Genomic DNA, 17,368 nt, shown 5'->3' on the forward strand with positions numbered 1-17,368 from the left:
CCGTAGTTCCAATTTACCAGATTTTCGCTTGAAACGCCTTGCGGTCTTATCCTATATGTTGGCGGCGAAAAGCTCCTGCCAATCGCCGTTTTTCTCAAATGTTATGCAAAGATAGCCAAATTCAGTGAATTACGGGCTATGATTGCTTGAATTTATATTTAAGTCCATACTCTTCAAGTTTGCTGTATAGTGTTGTCCTGCCTATGCCGAGCAGTTCTGCGGCGACACTCCGGTTGCCGTTTGCCTGTTTCAACGCACGCAATATCCGCTCCTTATCCTCCGCGTCATTGCGCAAGGCGAAGCTGACAGTAGAGGTCGGTTTCGTCACGGCAAGTTCCAGATGCTCTTTCATGACAACACCTTCCTGCGCCTGCAATACAGCACCCATAACTTTCTGCCGAAGTTCCCGCACGTTGCCCGGCCATGCGTGTGTCAGCAACGCTTTACGTGCTTCGGAACTGAACCCGCTCACGCTACACTCCAGCTCTCTGTTTGCCATATCACGGAAGAACTCTGCCAGCGGCATAATGTCTTCTTGACAGTCACGCAACGGAGGAACGGTTATCCCGAAGTCGTGCAGGCGGTACAGAAGATCCTGCCGAAAACGCTTTTCATTCACCGATACCTCCAAATCTTCATTGGTAGCAGCGATGATGCGGACATTGAAATTCCGGTCTGCCTTGTCTCCGACCGGGCGATACCGCCTCTCCTGTATGGCACGGAGCAACATCTGTTGGGTTTCCAACGCGAGGTTTCCTACCTCGTCCAGAAACAACGTGCCGCCTTCCGCCTCATGGAAATATCCTTTCTTGGCATTGTCCGCACCTGTAAATGCACCTTTGACGTGTCCGAAGAAAGCCGACGGTGCAAGCTCTTTGGAGAGTGAACCGCAGTCCACCGCCACAAATGGCTTGCCTGCACGTTTGCTCTTGTCATGCAACAGGTGGGCAATATGCTCCTTGCCCGTGCCGTTCTCACCAAATATCATCACGCTCATATCGGTGGCGGCTACCAGCCTTATGCGGTGCATGATTTTCTGAAAGGCGGAACCTTCACGGGCGAATATAGGCATACGGCGTTGTCCTGCCTGACGTTCTTTCAGTATGGAACGGATCAGGGGGACAAGTTTATCCTCCACAAGCTGTTTGGGAATATAGTCTATCGAGCCGAGTTTCATGCTTTCCACGGCGGTATTAACTTCGGCGTAGTCGGTCATAATGATGAAGGGCTGCATCTTTCCCTCCTTTCGCATCCAGCACAAAAGGTCTATGCCACTGCCGTCAGGCAGACGCAGGTCGGCAACCACGATATCATTATCTGTTGCCTGTTGCAGATGTTTCTTCGCGGTTGAGAGGTGGTAAGCCTTCATATTGCGGTAGCCCTCCCGTGACAGCATATTGCAGACATATTCGCAATACACGATGTTGTCTTCCACCACAATTATTTTTGTCTTATTCATCTTCGTATTTTCTCCTTTCCTCTTCTGCCAACCGTATTATTTCCACTCCCTTATCCAGCACGGCAGTCACGGCATGGCTTAACGCTTCACCATCCGGGAGAGCATCGCCACGAAGCAATCCGTAAAGTACATTCAGCGGTTGGTCGGCACGGAGCACCTCCCACGAACTGCGCAGGTGGTGGATCATGGAATCCAGCTTTTGCAGGTCTTTTTCTTTTGCTGCATCCCGTACCGCCTGCATTTCCTTTTCTGTTTCAGTTATCAACTTTTCCAGCATGACGGCTTCATTGCCATAGGACAATAAGGCGGAAAAGTCCGGTTTCCCGTCCGGTGTCGCTTTTATGGCACACCTGTCGGAAACCTCCATCAGTTCCGATATGGAGAACGGTTTGAACAGGCATCCGGCAAAGCCTTTTGCCAATAGTTCCCCTTTGTTACAACTGCCCGAAGCGGTTGCCACAACCACCGGGATTGTTGGTGAATTGCCCACGTTGGACGAACGCAACAGTTCCAGCAATTCGAAACCGTTTATATCGGGCATATTCAAGTCTGTCAGCAACAGGCTGTATTCTTTCTGGCGTATCATTTCCATCAGTGCCGCAGCATCGGTGCAAGTGTCGCAGTGTATTCCTTCTTGGGAATACATCTCTTTCAGCATCAGAAGTAATACCTCATCATTGTCAATGGCGACAACATCATGGAATTTATTGTTATGATAAACAGGTGTATTGCTTGTATATCCAAGCTGTTCTTCAGCTTCCTGCATAGAAATTTCAACTGTGAAACGACTGCCTTTCCCTTTCTTGCTGTCTAAACGGATTGTTCCGCCAAGCATCGACACAATATTACGCATTATGGCAAGCCCAAGCCCGAAACCCTCCTTTGCGGCGGCATTTGATAGACGTTCAAACGCACCGAACGCTTGTTTCTGTTCCTCTTCTGTCATGCCTGTACCTGTATCTTCAACGACCAGTGTCAGAACTCCATTATCATATTCAGTAATCAAAGAAACACCGCCTTCTTCTGTGAACTTGACAGCGTTTGACAGCAGGTTATTCCCGATTTGTATTATTCGCTCTTTGTCGGTCAATACAATGGCATCGTGTCCAGTCTTCACGGACAAGGACAGCCCTTTGTTCACGGCAACAGGCATGAACTCCGTTTCAAGTGTGTGCGTGATTGCTGAAATCCGGCAGGGTGACAGACGGGGCTGTTCCTTGCCGTTGTCCAGGCGGAAGAAGTCAAGCAAAGTGTTAAGCATATCCCGCATACGGTCGGAGGATTGCAGTATGTTTTGGATATACTGCCCGGACTTATCCTCACACTGTTCTTTCCGTATCAGTCCGGCATAGCCTGTTATTGCTGTCAGCGGTGTGCGCAGTTCATGGGTGATAGTATGTACCGCCTTCTTCCTTGACGTTATCAGTGCCTCGTTCCGTTGTACGGATTGTTCCAGTTGCCTTATCAAATCAGTTGTCTTGTGCTTGTATTGTTTAATGCTTTTTGCATCACGATGTATGATGATGTAGGAAATTAACAACAATAGAAGAACGAATCCCATTAAACCGCCTACTTGCATAAATGACTTTTCACGCATGGCAACTATTTCGTTTTCCCGGCTTTGCAGTTCGGTTTGTACCTTTTCTTCTATTTGGCAAATCAATTCTTGCAGTTGTCTGTTAAGTTCTGCATTACGAGCTGCAAGGCTGTCGGCTTGTTCCGACAATTGGCGATCCTGCACTTTCTGTTCGCTGATTACGTTTCTATTGACCGAATGAAGGATAGTGGTTGATACTGCTGGAGTTACTTCCTTTTTTTTGCCGAATATGCCTAAGAAACCTTTTCGTTTTGGCTTTTTGGACTGTTCCTGCACACTTTTCTGTACAATAACCGGAATTTGATTGGCTATCTTCTTGTTAATAGATTGTTGTTCATCCATTAACCGGACTATCTGGAACATCTGTCGTTCCTTATCCTCTAAAAGACTGCGCACACTATCGATGCGCTCTGCTGGATAGGTGGCCTTGAAACGGCAGAGCATACTGTCCATTGCCATACGCCGTGCATGGTAATGCTCGATATCTTTATCGTTCCATTCCAGTATTGTTTCACCCAATAGAGAAAATTTTATCATTTGAATATTGATATTGTTTATTTCTTTTCGGAGCTCGTCTATTTTTTTATTGCCAAGTTCTAATGCTTCTATCTCCTGCCATTCATAGAGGCTATTATATGCCATACATCCGATAAGAATGGAGATAAGTATATATCCCAACCGTATTGCCTTATAGAAATTTCCTGACCGCTCCATTATTTTAATGACATTGATTTTTGGAACATGAATAAAAGTTTATCTTTTTCGTTCATGCGGATATTATCAGAATAACCGTCTTTTGTTATTTGATACCCACATGGCTTAACCATAAAAATGCCTAAGCCCTTAGTGTACGAACTTACTTCTGAGGCATAGTCTTTACTTGTATTTAATGGAACTTTCCCTTTAATATGACACCACTCATTATTACAACTGATGTCTTCAATCTCAGACATCAGTTTTTGCAAATCTGTAATAGCTTTGGAACTCGCTACTTGGGGTATCTGCAACTCAAAACAGAGCATCGGTTCGAGAATGTCCACACCTGACTGTTGCAAAGCCAGCCTGAAGACATAAGGGGTCAGCTGTCTGAAATCAGCAGGTGTACTTACCGGGCTATAATACTCGGCTTGAGTAAAAGTTACTTTCAGATCTGTCACTTCCCATCCATGTAAACCAGATTGGCAAGACATACGAATCCCTTCAAAAACGGCATTTTGAAAAGAATGGTTCAGATAACCATAGGAGATGTCACTTTCGATTTGCAACCCTGCCCCTAACGGTAAGGGTTCAAGAGTCAGCCCTATTGTGGCCCAGTAAGGGTTGGGTGGTACTTCGATCTGAATAATCTTATTGACCTTTTTTATAGGTCGTTCTTTGTAGATAGTCTTGATCTCATCAAAATGGACCTTTACGGAAAATCGTTCTTCCAGCAATGTCTGTATGATTTCCTTTTGGGTCAAACCATATAACGAGATTTCCAATTCATCACTATATGAGTTTATGGAAAAGGACAAAGACGGGTCTTCAATCCACAATGTATTCAGAGCGGATATCACCTTGCTTCTCTCTTCGGGCTTATTTGGCCGGACGGAGGATTTGAGAGCGGGATGCTGATGAGATAATCCTTGAATCAAACAAGGTTTAGCACCTAAATAATCTCCGATTCGAAAATCTTCTATATCTTCTACAATCGCGATATCATTGGCACCCACTTCATCAACATTTATCTCTCTGCCCTGATAAATAGTCTTTAGATTTTTAATCTTGATGAATTTTTCCGAATCGTTGATTCTTACAACGTCTCGAAGTCTCAGACTTCCGTCAATTATTTTAAGAAAACTTCTTTTATGCCCTTTGGGGTCATGCTCTATCTTATAGAGATAAGCTGAAAGTCTGTTTGAGACTGATGCCGGAGGAAGTATAAAAGAAGAAATGGCGTCCAACAACTCATTGATACCGATATTGAACATTGCTGATCCATGTAGCACCGGATAGACTTTGGCTTTTGCCACAAGAGCGATTATCGTATTCCAATAATCAGCCGGTGAAATTTCGCTATCCGCCAAATATCGTTCTAATATATCGTCGTCATGGTTGCATACAAATTCTTTGTATTCTTCCTTTATATATGTTTGGGAGCAAACCGGATAAACCGATCCATCGACAACAGTTTGCATAAACAGGACATCTTGCGACAGATTTGTTTTTATATCCATATACAAACGCTCCAAATTCACACCGGCACGGTCAATCTTATTGATAAATATAATTGTCGGGATTTGCAGCTTTTGTAAAGTACTGAACAGCAACTTTGTCTGCGCTTGTATGCCTTCCTTTGCGGATAAGATGAGGACTGCTCCATCAAGCATTTTGAATGTCCGCTCCACTTCCGCAATAAAATCCATGTGTCCCGGAGTGTCAATGATATTGCATTTCACTCCATTCCAGATAATAGATGTCGTAGAAGCCCGGACAGTAATTCCTCTACGTTTCTCTATATCCATAGAGTCCGTTATGGTGTCACCATTATCCACACGGCCGCACTTTTCCGTTGCTCCACTGGCAAACAGCAGATTCTCGGTTACGGAAGTTTTTCCTGCATCAATGTGAGCAAGAATTCCTAAATTTATAATATTCATTTGGATTAAGCAATAATATACTACAGTAGATGCATTGTCGAAACGCACCTTTTAATACCTCCTCGTAGCATATGAGAACTACAGGATTACTAACTCGTATTAATATGTATATTATTACTGCCGCATAACGATTACAAAATTACACAAAAAAATATATCTAACAAAAGTGGGAGGATTTTTTAACTTTTTACCATAGACATTTTATTAGGGAAGCGTAGGTTCAACTGGCAAGTACAAATAAGTAGAAATGTTTGAACAACACCGTTTTAGGAAGTTGAAAAATCAAGTTTCTCTCTCGGTATAGCGTTTATTTTGGCCAATATCTTCTTTAGTTTAGCATTTGTGTATTTCCCATTCGTGTTCTATTTAGCTCCTTATTATGAGTATGTAGCAAGTTACTTATCAAATTCAGCCTCTTTGAGGGTCAAATATGGTTTTGCAAATGGTGACTGACAAGACATAAACAAGGTCAGCAGGAATTTTTCACATAAATGGACATGAATGTATATAACCTAAAATAAGAATAAATTTTAATAAGGGCTGCCCAAAAAGAAAAAAATGCAGTTGCCATCCTATAGATACTTGCAGAAAGGATAAAATTTACTTTTAGACCTTTTGGGATAGCCCTTATTAATACTTCAGATAAAATTCCTTAGGTTATATTTTCAATCCTTTGGACCGGGTTTCCTCCTTGGCATACAGTCCCGGACGCCCGATTATGACATGGTTGGCAACGATACTATCCGCCGGACTGCGTATCTGCGGCGGTGCATTTTCGGGATATTGCGCCTGCCTGTTCCTCACATCTTCCGCTTCCGGCTTGAGCTGTTGCCCTTCATTCTCCTTTTCTGCGACTTCGGGCGTGGGTGGCGCAAGCTCCAGCTGAATTTTTCGGTCAAGGGCGGCAAGTTCGGACTTCAACTGCTTCAGCTCGTCCTCCTTCTTCCACACCTTACCCGCTATCTCCTGTAACTGCGGTATCTCCATCTCCAGCACCTCGTTCTTCGCCTTGTACTGGTCGATGATGGAGGGTATCCTCTCCATCGCGTTGAGGAAGTTGCGGGCGGCGGCCAACGGGTCAGCCATCGCCAGATGCCCGTTGTTGTAGGTGTACTTGTAGTTCCCCTCGACCACGAAGCGGTTGTCGGTGAACTCCAATCCCTCTTTGAGTATCCTTTCGCTCACCACCTTTATCGGAAAACCGTAAAGTTCACCGACCTGCGTGTACAACCCTCCGGTCGTGGCATTCTTGGCTATCTCCTGCAAACGCTTTCCGATGACCTTCTCATCGGCGGAATCCACTCCGTCCACCTTTATTATATTAAGGCGGTTGCCCTCCTTGTCGGTCTGCACCACCGACAGGAAGCGGTTCCAGTCCTCCGTCATGGCATCTATGAAAGCCGTGTTGTTGCGCAACTCGCCGGTCTTTGACTCCAGCTTGAACTCCGAATCACGCTTGCCCTTGTTGAACGACTTGCGTTCCCCTTCGAGCGATGCGATCCGCTTTTCCAGTTTCGCCTTGTCCAACAGGTCGGTATTGCCGGAGAGCAACGCCATGTATTCCGAGAAATTCATGCCCGATTTTTCGTCCATTGCCCCCTCGTCGATGGTACGCGCACCCATCGCACCGCTTTTGAGCTGGCTTATGAAAGTCTGCTTGCAGTGCAGGAGGTTGAACTTGTAGCTGTCCAGTGACTTCTCCACCGCGTAGATGATTACATCCACGTTGTTCCCGGCGAAATGTTTGGCAATCTCATTACCTGCCCTAACTCCGCGTCCGTCACGCTGTTGCAAGTCGGACGGTCGCCACGGCGTATCGAGATGATGGATAGCCACACACCGTTTCTGGGCGTTCACACCCGTTCCGAGCATAGAGGTAGAGCCGAACAGCACACGCACCGTCCCGGCGTTCATGGCGTCTATCACCGCCTTCCGCGCCTTGTCGGTCTTGCACTCCTGAATGAAGCGCACCTCGCTTGGCGGTATACCGTAGTCCTCCGTCAGTTTGCGCTTGATTTCCGAATAGACGTTCCACCCGTCGCCCGGCTGGTATGTCCCCAAATCAGAGAAAACGAACTGCGTGCCTTTCTGGGCGTCGTATTTTTGATAATACTCCGCGATCATCTTGGCACAGTGACTCGCTTTGTTGTCGGGATGATCTTCGTAATTCGGGTCTATCATGCGCATGTCGAGTGCCATTTTCCGGGCATAGTCCGTGGCGATGAGCATCTTCGCCTTTTCTTCCGTTTCCGAAAGCGGCAGCCTGCCCAACAAGGTGGCATCGCCCGTCTTGGCGAACTGCATCAGTTTCTGTATGAAGTCCTCCTGTTCCGGCGTGGGCGGTATATGGTGCAGTATCTCGTTCTTGGCAGGACGGTCAACGCCCACATCCTCCGCCGTGCGGTAGTCCGTGATTTCATTATAGAAGGCGGCAAGCTCCGGCACTTTGATGAAGTAGCGGAAACGCTCCTTCTGGACCACATTGTTCGTCACGTTAAATTCAAAATCCGTCGTCTTCTTGGCAAATATCGCCGCCCAAGCGTCGAAACACCTTATGTCCTGCCGTTCCAGCTCCTTCGGGCGCAGGTACTTGAACAGCAGGTACAATTCAGTCAGTGAGTTGCTGATAGTCGTGCCGGAGAGGAAGGTCGCACCCAAGTCTTTTCCTGTGCGCTCCTGTATGGTGCGTATGGCAAAGAGCATGTTAAGTGCCTTCTGGCTTCCCTCGCTGTTTCCCAATCCCGCCACACGGTCGTGGCGCGTGTTGAAAGTCAGATTCTTGAACTGGTGGCTCTCATCTATGAAGATGTGGTCGATGCCCATCTGCTTGAAATCCACCACGTCGTCCGTGCGTGACTTTATGGCGTGTTCCACCTTCTCCAGCTTCGCTTCAAGGTTGTGCTTGCGCTTCTCCAATCCTTTCAGCATCGCCCGCGACACGTTCTTTCCCTGCTGCCGTAGCACTTCGAGGTTTTCCTCCACCGTGTCAAGCTCTGCTTGCAGGATGCGCTGCTGCAATTCCGGCGACTGCGGTATCTTGCCGAACTGGTCGTGCGACATGATGACGCAATCGTAGTCGTTGTTCTTGATGTTGTTGAAGAAACGCACGCGGTTGGCGGTCGAGAAGTCCTTCTCCGAGGCGTAGAGAATCCGTGCGTTCGGGTATGCCGCCTGATAGGTGGCGGCAATCTCCGCGACATTGGCTTTCAATCCGATAATCATCGGCTTGTGTGCCAAGTTCAGACGCTTCATCTCATGCGCTGCAATGCACATTATCAGCGTTTTACCGGTTCCTACCTCGTGGTCACAAATGCCGCCGCCGTTCTGTTTGAGCATCCAGACGCAATCCATCTGCGACGGATAGACGCTCTTGATACCCCGGCTTGCCAGTCCTTTGAGGTTGAGGTCGGGAAAGGTCTGGTGCGATCCGTCATACTTCGGACGCACGAAACAGTTGAACTTGCGGTTGTACATCGTTGTCAGCCTCTCCTTGAACTGCGGCGACTGCTCTTCCAGCCATTCCGAGAACCCGTTGCGGATCTCGTCGATCTTGGCGTTGGCGAGCTGTATGCCCTCGCTGTCACGCACCTTGATGTCATTGCCATGCTCATCCTTTCCTATGGACTTCATCATGTCAGGGCAGGTGTTGTGCAGGGCGTGTTTCAACAGGTGCATGCCGTCATAGTTCCGGTAATAGCCCTTCACTAAAAACTCGTCCGTGATTTTCATGGTGCGGTAGCCGCACGCCACCGAAAACTCGTCCATGCTTGCGGAGTAGGCGATTTTCACGTCCGTGTCGAACAGGTGGCTCATATAGGCGGCGTACACGCCCGTCGGAATCCAGCGTTCCCCGAAATTGAAGTCGAGGTCCTCAAAGGCGATGCGCTGCGGCTCGGCTTCTTTCAGAGCCTCCAACGCCTGCTTCACTTCCGGCATACGTCCGTTTTCGGGGTTGTCGCCTATCCATGCCTCGATGCGCTCCGCCTTCTCTATCACGTTCCCGGCGATGAACCTGTCCTTTATCTCGTAACCGGTTACGAGCGGGTTGTAGAAGATGCGTCCTTTGAGGGCGTCAAGCAATCCCTCTTCCGTGCTGTCGGTTATCTCCCGCATATAGTCGAGATTGACCGTGCCGAACTTGTTGAGCGATGCGGATAACGCCTCTTCGGGAGAGCTTACGTTGGCATGGCTCTCCACAGAGAAGGAAACGGGACGTTCGAAGATGTCCGCCTTGACGAACCTGCCGTCCTCCGCCCGTTCCAGCGAAAGGATGTCGCGTCCGGCGGCATCCATCATCAACAGTTTCACGTTATGCTTGGCATTGAGGTTGCCGTAGCGCATGACAAACTCATCGTAGCAGGTATTCAACGCTCCGCGTTGCGCAGACCCTTCATCGTGATACTCCGCCTCGTAGCGGTAAAGCCGCTCGTATGCGTCACGGAGTGACACATACAACATCGCTTTCTCCTTCTGGTAGCCGGTCAGGTCAAGCGGTTGGAATGTCGCGCCGTAAGGCGTGAGGCCCTTCAAATAACCGAGATTGCGTGAAGCATCCAGTACCATAGAGCCGTCACGGTAGTGCGGCTCCAGCATACCGTTGAACGGACGGGGAGAAAGGTCGAGAGGTTCCTCCTTCGGCTTTTCCGTTTCAAATTCAGGGAAAAGGGAAGTTGTTGTCTCACTTGCGTTATTGTCCGTAACGGGAACGGTTGCGACTTCCGGCTGTGCTTCGGGTCGTTTTGTCGCTTCCTTTTCCGGCATGTTAGTGGCGGGAGCGGCTTTCACCGCCGTCCCGTCCACCCGTTGTTTCTCCTGATGCTGTGCCGCCAGCCTGCGAAGCTCCTTGCGTCGCTCCGGCGTGAGGTCCATCATCATTTCATAGAAGCCGTTGATGGGCGGATTGGTGTCCCAATCCAAAGTGGCGTAAATATCATCCGGATCGGCTTTGGCTGCGACACTCACCGGCTTTGTTTCATGGCTGTCCCTGTTCTCCGTCAGCGGTGCGGCAGACGGCTGTGGCGGTGCGGTCGTAACCTGCGCCTGTGGTTTGGGAGGCATACGCCTTGCCGGGCTTCCCTTTTTCGCTGTCTTTTTCTTCTTGGAGGGTGCGTCCTGCTTGCGTACTTCCTCGGTCATGCCCCAGAGGTCGAGCAGGGAGAGCTGCACGCCCTCCGAATAATCGGGGCGGCGCGGCTCTATCTCCGGCTTTTCTTCCTCCGGCTGCGGTGCTGCCGCTTCGGGTTTCGCTGCCATTTCATGACGTGGCTGTATCTCAGGAGTGACAACCGGTGTGGAAATGGTTTCTGTAACCGTGCTTTTCCCTTGTGCCGGATGCAGGCTGTGCATTTCATACAGTTTTCTGTCCAACTTATACAGCTCGATATCCATATGTTCCCGCAAGTCCTCCGCCATTTGCCCGATGCCGCCCCGGTGCATGACTTTATAGGCAGGTTTCCCGTAAGGGTCCGTGCCGCTTATCAGATCCGAGTGGGGAATCATGCCGATGCTGCCGACATACCCGTTCTGGAAACTGCCTATCGGTGTCTTTTCCGTCTGCACGAACAACTCTTCATAATCGTACAGCTCCCGTTTCTTGCCGCTGTTCTTTTGAAGGATAATCAGGTCGCTGCCCACCTCCGTACCCGCGTTGTCCGTGAAGAGGTTGTTCGGCAGGCGTGCGACACCCACCAGATTGGCATTACGCATCATATACTCGCGTATGGGCGCGTTGGACGGTGCGTCCAGCACTCCATGCGAGGTGATGAACGCCACGATGCCGCCCTCACGCACCGCGTCAAGGCTTTTCAGGAAGAAATAGTTGTGTATTGCCTTCTGTGCGGAACGCCTTGCCGGGTCTTGGCTTCCTGTAAACTCCGGGTCGAACACAGCCACGTCGCCGAACGGGATGTTCGAGATGGCAAGGTCGAAATAGTCCGTGAAGGGCTTCTCTATCTTCTCGAATCCCTGCACCCTTACCTTTTGGTCGGGATGCAGGTGTCCCAATATCTTGCCCGTCATCAGGTCTTTCTCGAAAGCCATGACATCCGCGTCCGGCTTGTTTTCCAGCACGGCATCCACGAATGCGCCCACACCCGCCGACGGCTCCAGTACACGGTCGGGACGTATGCCGTGTTCATGCAGTACGTCCGCGATAGTGCCGGTTATCTCCGGCGGGGTGTAGAAAGCGGTCAGCACGGACTGCTTCATGGCATCCACGTACCGCTTGTACTCCGTATCGTCCTTGCTGTTTTCACGCACCAGCCTGTGCAGCTCCACCGTCGGGGCAAACAGTTCGAGGTCCGATTTCGCCCAATGCACGGCATCCGTCAGTTCCTTTGCCGGGTTCAGTATGCACTTCAACCCGCCGAAACCGCAATACTTCCGAAGTATGGCTTGTTCCTCGGCGGTTGCCGTCCTCCGTTCCCTGTCAAGGATGAATGCCGTCCGTATCGCCTCGATGTTGTCCCGCAGCCGTTGTTTGCGGTTAAACGCCATATTCCCCGATATAAAGGACGACGGCTCCCGTCAGCTCCGTGTAGAGCAGGTCGTATTCGGGCGACAGGGCGAAATTGTCGTCCGAAAGGTCATAAGCGGAGAATACATTACCGACAGGCGGCAGCAGCTTTCGGATGAAGGCCTCGCGTTTCTTTTCCGGCACTTCTTCGGCAAACTCGTTTTCCACGACTTCGCGGAGGATGGCGTACTTGGAATAGCGAAGCCCCCGCAGGAGCGTGTCCATCGCCAACTCCTGCGCCCCTTCGGGCGGATAGCCTTCGAGCCGCGCACGCTCATACGTTTCGGCGGCACGGTCGGCGCGTTCCCGGATGAAGGCATCATCGGAAGCCTGTTCAAACTTGTTCGTGCGGAGATAGTCCAGCAGGTACAGACCGTAATAGGAAAAGTCGGTCTGACCCTCGTTTTTCTTCTTGTTGTTCATTACTTTGGAATTTAGTGGATTGGTAATGACGGGGATAATCGTCTGGAAAGGAGAAAGAAAAGGCACTCGGTATCCCTCCGAGTGCCACCACTAAATCCAAAGTATGAGTGTAATCCGGTATCGAAGAACAATTCATTACTCTGAACCAGTGGCAAAGTTAATACTATTTCTTCCGTCCTGAAAATTTCCTGCTCGTTTTCCTTTCGGGGAACACGAAAGTCGTGTTATAGTCCCCGTCAAAGGCGACTATGGCATCGAAGCTCTTGCCCTGCTTGCTCTTGAAGCCTTTGAGCAGCTTCGTATGCCCGTCGGTGAGCAGCTCTTTGATCTCGTCGTCGGAAAGGGTGCGGTTCGCCTTCAGGCGGAACACGGGCAGCCCGCACTCCGCATTGTCGCAGCGTACCACCTTGCCGTAGAACTGCATGCTGCCCGTCCCGCACTTGGGACACTTGCAGCCGGAATCCCTGCGGGAGAACAGCTTGTTGCACGAGAGCAGTTCGGAGGTGATTTCGCGTGTGTACGCCTCTATTTCCCTGCGGAAAGTGTCTGCGGGCAGTTCCCCGCGCTCGATGCGTGCCAGATTCTTCTCCCATTCGCCCGTCATGGCTACGTCGGCGATGCGCATCGTCTTCACGACAGAGTAAAGGGCAAGCCCTTTTTCAGTCGGCACAAGCGATTTCTTGCAGCGTTCCATGTAGCCGCGCTTGAAGAGCGTTTCGATAATCGCCGCACGGGTGGCGGGCGTGCCGATGCCGCAGTCCTTCAACGCCTGACGCAATGCGTCGTCCTCTATGTCCTTGCCCGCCGTTTCCATTGCCGATAATAGTGTGGCCTCAGTATGCAGCGGCTTGGGTTTGGTCTTTCCCTCCGTGATGGAGCAGCCTTTCAGCGTCAGCGTGTCGCCTTCCTGCCAATTGGGGATGGCGGTTTCTTCCTTGTCCTCCCCGCCATAGACGGCGCGCCATCCGGCTTGCCTGATAACGCTGCCTTTCACCGTGAACTCCACTCCGGCACACTCCGCCGTGACGGTGGCGGTGTCCTTGACGCATTTTTCGGAGAACGCCTCGATCATGCGCCCGGCAACCATCTGATAGACGGTACTGTCCTCTTTGGAGAGGAACAGCGGTTTCTCGCCCGTGACGAGCAGGGCGTGGTGGTCCGTCACCTTACCGCCGTCCACGCTTCTGCGTGTCGGGACGCATTTCGGCTGCACCTTGCCTTTCCATTCGGGCAAAGCCCCGATGAAGGCGAGCAGCTTGGGGATTTCGGCGAACACGTCTTCGGGGATGTAGCGGCTTCCGGTTCGCGGATAGGTGATGAGCTTCTTCTCGTAGAGCTTCTGCGCGATTTCAAGCGTCTGTTCCGCCGTGAAGCCGTGCTTGGCGTTGGCTTCCTTCTGGAGCGTCGTCAGGTCGTACAGCAGCGGTGTTTCCTCCGTCTTCTCCTTGCGTTCGGCTTTCGTGACGGTGGCTGTGCCAGCCGACTTCACCTTATTATATAGTTCCGTCGCAGGCTCTTTCTCTTTCCACTTTTCGGAAGAGGAAAACTTCACCGTTCCTTCATTGCAGCCGTCCGTTGCGATATGGAGCTGCCAGAAGGCTTCGGGTGTGAAGCGGCGATTCTCCCAATAGCGTGCGCACACCATCGCCAGCGTGGGTGTCTGCACCCGCCCGACGGAGTACGTGCCGTGTCCGGCGGCGATGGAGAGTGCCTGCGTGCCGTTGATACCCACGAGCCAGTCTGATTCGCTCCGCGCTTTGGCAGCAAGATAGAGGTTGTCGTATTTGCCGCCTTCTTCAAGGTTTCGCAGTCCCTCGCGGATAGCCTTGTCGGTAAGCGAGCTTATCCAGAGGCGGACGAACGGGGTGGTGCATCCGGTGTAATGGTAGAGGTAGCGGAAGATAAGTTCACCCTCGCGTCCAGCATCGGTCGCCACGATGATCTGTTCGCTTTCCTTGAAAAGACGGGTGACGGTTTTAATCTGAGCCACCACGCCGCTGTCGGGCTTGTAGCCCTTCTCCGTCTTTACCTGACGGGGGACGAGCGTGAAGGTGTCGGGGATGACGGGCAGGTTGTCACGGACAAAGCCGCGTATGCCGTAGCCGTCGGGCATGGCAAGCTGCACGAGGTGTCCGAACGCCCATGTCACGGCGTAGCCGCCTCCCTCGAAATATCCTTCCTCTCTCTTTGTCGCGCCCACGATGCGGGCAATCTCACGTGCCACAGAAGGCTTTTCTGCAATGATTGTCTTCATATTTTTTCTGTCGTTTTGAATTTTACAAATGTTACTTCGGATTTAGTGGCGGACACGGGATTACATCTTCATGCCCTTGTTGTTTCTTTTCTGCTGCTGTTGCTGTGCGGTGTCCTTTGGGGCGGTCTGTCCCTTCCGCAACGGCTCCTTCAGGTTCTTGGTAGCCTCGTTGGTCTTGCCCTCGCTGTTCACTGCCACCTGTGTGCGGCTCTCGTTGGACGGGGCGACCTTCTGCGCGTTGTCGGGATTGGTGTCGTAGCGGTACGGGCGTCCCTTCTCCGAATTGAACTTGATGTACATCGTGGCGTGGAAGCCTTGCTTGTCGGTCACGTTCTCTAATTTCACGGCTTTGCCAGCCACGTAGTCGGCTTTCTGCTGTTCGGTGAAGTCCACGCCGCTCCATTTGCTGATGGGGCGGATGCTGCCGTCGGCGTTCGTCCACGTGTTGCGGCGTTGCTCCTTGTTCGTGCCCCCGGCATTCTCCGTACCCTGCGCCTGTCCTTGTGCGGGGTTGTTCTTCGTTTCCTGCGTCCGGGCGGCACGGGGGGACCTGCTGGTTCCCGGCACGAACTCCACGCCGCGCTGCTCCACGTTCACTTGCAGGGTGGTGAGGAACTTCCTGCCGTCCTTGCGCTCGATGAGCTTGTCACGCACGGGCAGCCCGGCACGCAACATGTCCTGCTCCTGCTTGGTGATTTCCGTCTTGCCGATGCGCTCCGGTATGCGCACCTTGTTCGCCGGGACATCCGTGATTTCGTTCGTCTTGCGGTCGATGCTGACGAACGAGGGGATGATCTCGCCCGTTTCCCTGTCCACGAGGTCCACGACCCTGCCGAGGTTGCCCGTTTCGCACAGGTTCTTCCGGTCGTCGTCGGAGAACTTGTGTTCCTTGTACTCGTCGAGTTTCTGCTCCTTGCGGATGAAGTGCGGCACAAGGCTGACATTACCCTCGCCGTCCCTCTTGAAGGAGAGGCGGGCGTCCAACTCGAAAGCCTCTCCACCGAAATTGGGCGACACCCTCACCAAGTCGGACTTGCCGTAGTTGAGCATCCTGTCAAGGTTGCCCGACTTTTCAAGGTCGTCGCGCTTCACGCCCCATTTCTCCTCCAACTCCTGCCAATTGATCTTGCTCTCGTCGATGGGCTGGTAGCCCCGGTTGCCCTGCGTCTGCTGCGGGCTTTCCTGATTCTGTTCGTTTTTCTGTTCCATTTCTTCCTGTTTTTTAGGTTCGTCATCTTGTTTCTGTTCCGGTTGTTCCTGCTTTTCGGCGGACTGCTCCTCCTGTACTTTCTTTTCGTAGCCGGAGGTGTCCACCTTGTGGGGCGCAAGCATCTCCTTGTTGCCGTCGGGGTCTTTCAGCAAGTCCTTGATAACCTCCAGCAGCTTGTCGGCTTGGTCCGCCGCGACACGGTAGAAACCGAAGCGGCTGGGTTCCTTGCACTGCCGGAAGAAGTTCTTGAAGAAGTTGTCCAGCACGTCGCCGTGCCGGTCGAATTGCAGGAAACTCTGCGCGTTCTCCGCTTTCGCGGGGATGCGCTTGGGGGAACCGTCGGCGTTCAGCCCGGCTACCACGCTGATTTCGCCCGTCTTCTCGTCACGGACAACCAGCACGTCCTTTTCGTCTTTTTTCTTTGCCATCTGAAAAATGTTTTAATGGTTATTTTTGAAAGAAATTATGGATACGAGCCTTGTAGAAGGCTATATCTTCCTTGCGGAAGTCCTTTACATGTTCGGAGAGGAACGTCAGCACGTCCGCCTCGCTGTAATAGGTCTTTTTGCCGAGTGTCTTGTAGGGCAGCGCGCCGATGCTGCGGTAGCGTTGCAGGGTGCGCTTGCTGATCTGGAGCAGCATGCACAGGTCTTGGTTGTCGAAAAGCCTGATCCCGTCCATCGGGTTCGGGGCTTTGCCGGACGGCTGCATGGAGAGCAGCATCTCGTCCTGACGGTCGAGCCGTTCCATCACCTTCTGCATCCAGTTCTCAAAATTGTTGCGGGTAAGCAGTTCCATGTCCTATGTCCTCCTTCCTTTGGGTTTGCCGCCCGTGCGCAGCGTGTGGTTGCGTTTCATCTGTTCCGGTGTCGCGGCATCTCCCGTGACGGTACTGTCTTCGAGCAGGCGGTCTATCTCCGACTGCCGGTAGCGGCACTTGCCGCGCAGCACGACATAGGCGATGCGCTGTTCGCTGCGCATGCGCTGGAGGGTGCGGCAACTCACGTTCAGCAGGTGCGCCGCCTCGCGAGTGGTGAGCAGCCTGTCGGGGGATTCTTCCTTCCTCCCGCCGGAAACGGCACGCACGTGTGCCGCTATCTCGGCTATCTGTTCCGTCAATGCGGTGAAGACGGAACTTTCCATCGTTATCACTTTCATATTCAGTCCTTTCTTTTGGTTTCTGCGGCAAAATTCAGCAATAAACCAAAGGGGCTTTAACAGCTCACTACGTGGCTCACGTAAGATTTTTACGGATAATGGCTCCGTTACCCG

At 51.6% G+C, this 17,368-nt stretch carries 8 protein-coding genes and 1 pseudogene; all 9 read right to left on the reverse strand.

Translation table 11 applies throughout. The features are described 5' to 3' along the window. Positions 1–136 precede the first annotated feature (136 nt). The 9 genes and pseudogenes from ACHLI0_RS09255 to ACHLI0_RS09295 all read right to left on the reverse strand — a co-directional run bounded on the left by ACHLI0_RS09255 (position 137) and on the right by ACHLI0_RS09295 (position 17,254). Positions 137–1,459: a sigma-54-dependent transcriptional regulator gene (locus ACHLI0_RS09255; protein ID WP_004291471.1), complete on the reverse strand. Its 1,323-nt coding sequence runs from the start codon at positions 1,457–1,459 to the stop codon at positions 137–139. Then, complete coding sequence (locus ACHLI0_RS09260; protein ID WP_490748951.1) at positions 1,452–3,770, reverse strand: hybrid sensor histidine kinase/response regulator; 2,319 nt, start codon at positions 3,768–3,770, stop codon at positions 1,452–1,454. Before ACHLI0_RS09260 ends, ACHLI0_RS09255 begins: the two co-directional genes overlap by 8 nt. After that, a complete protein-coding gene (gene tet(Q) / locus ACHLI0_RS09265; RefSeq protein ID WP_004291466.1) occupies positions 3,770–5,695 on the reverse strand; it encodes a tetracycline resistance ribosomal protection protein Tet(Q) in 1,926 nt (641 codons plus the stop codon). Before tet(Q) ends, ACHLI0_RS09260 begins: the two co-directional genes overlap by 1 nt. A gap of 867 nt (positions 5,696–6,562) precedes the next feature. Continuing rightward, positions 6,563–12,190, reverse strand: a pseudogene (locus ACHLI0_RS09270) (N-6 DNA methylase); the annotation flags it as partial. Further along, positions 12,180–12,632 carry a DUF1896 domain-containing protein gene (locus ACHLI0_RS09275; RefSeq protein ID WP_046147970.1) on the reverse strand — a complete coding sequence of 151 codons (453 nt, stop codon included), beginning with the start codon at positions 12,630–12,632 and terminating at the stop codon, positions 12,180–12,182. The pseudogene ACHLI0_RS09270 and the gene ACHLI0_RS09275, both read right to left, overlap by 11 nt. Before the next feature lie 163 nt (positions 12,633–12,795). After that, positions 12,796–14,886 (reverse strand): type IA DNA topoisomerase, encoded by a 2,091-nt coding sequence (locus ACHLI0_RS09280; RefSeq protein ID WP_046147969.1) that lies wholly within the window; start codon positions 14,884–14,886, stop codon positions 12,796–12,798. A 60-nt stretch (positions 14,887–14,946) separates the two neighbouring features. Then, positions 14,947–16,524, reverse strand: coding sequence for a DUF3945 domain-containing protein (locus ACHLI0_RS09285; RefSeq protein WP_046147968.1), 1,578 nt, complete (start codon positions 16,522–16,524; stop codon positions 14,947–14,949). 19 nt (positions 16,525–16,543) lie between these two features. Next, positions 16,544–16,894, reverse strand: coding sequence for a helix-turn-helix domain-containing protein (locus ACHLI0_RS09290; protein ID WP_009016627.1), 351 nt, complete (start codon positions 16,892–16,894; stop codon positions 16,544–16,546). Positions 16,895–16,897: 3 nt separating this feature from the next. Beyond that, positions 16,898–17,254, reverse strand: coding sequence for a helix-turn-helix domain-containing protein (locus ACHLI0_RS09295; protein WP_046147967.1), 357 nt, complete (start codon positions 17,252–17,254; stop codon positions 16,898–16,900). Between the last annotated feature and the right edge of the window lie 114 nt (positions 17,255–17,368).

It is taken from the genome of Bacteroides sp. RCH18, assembly GCF_058231005.1.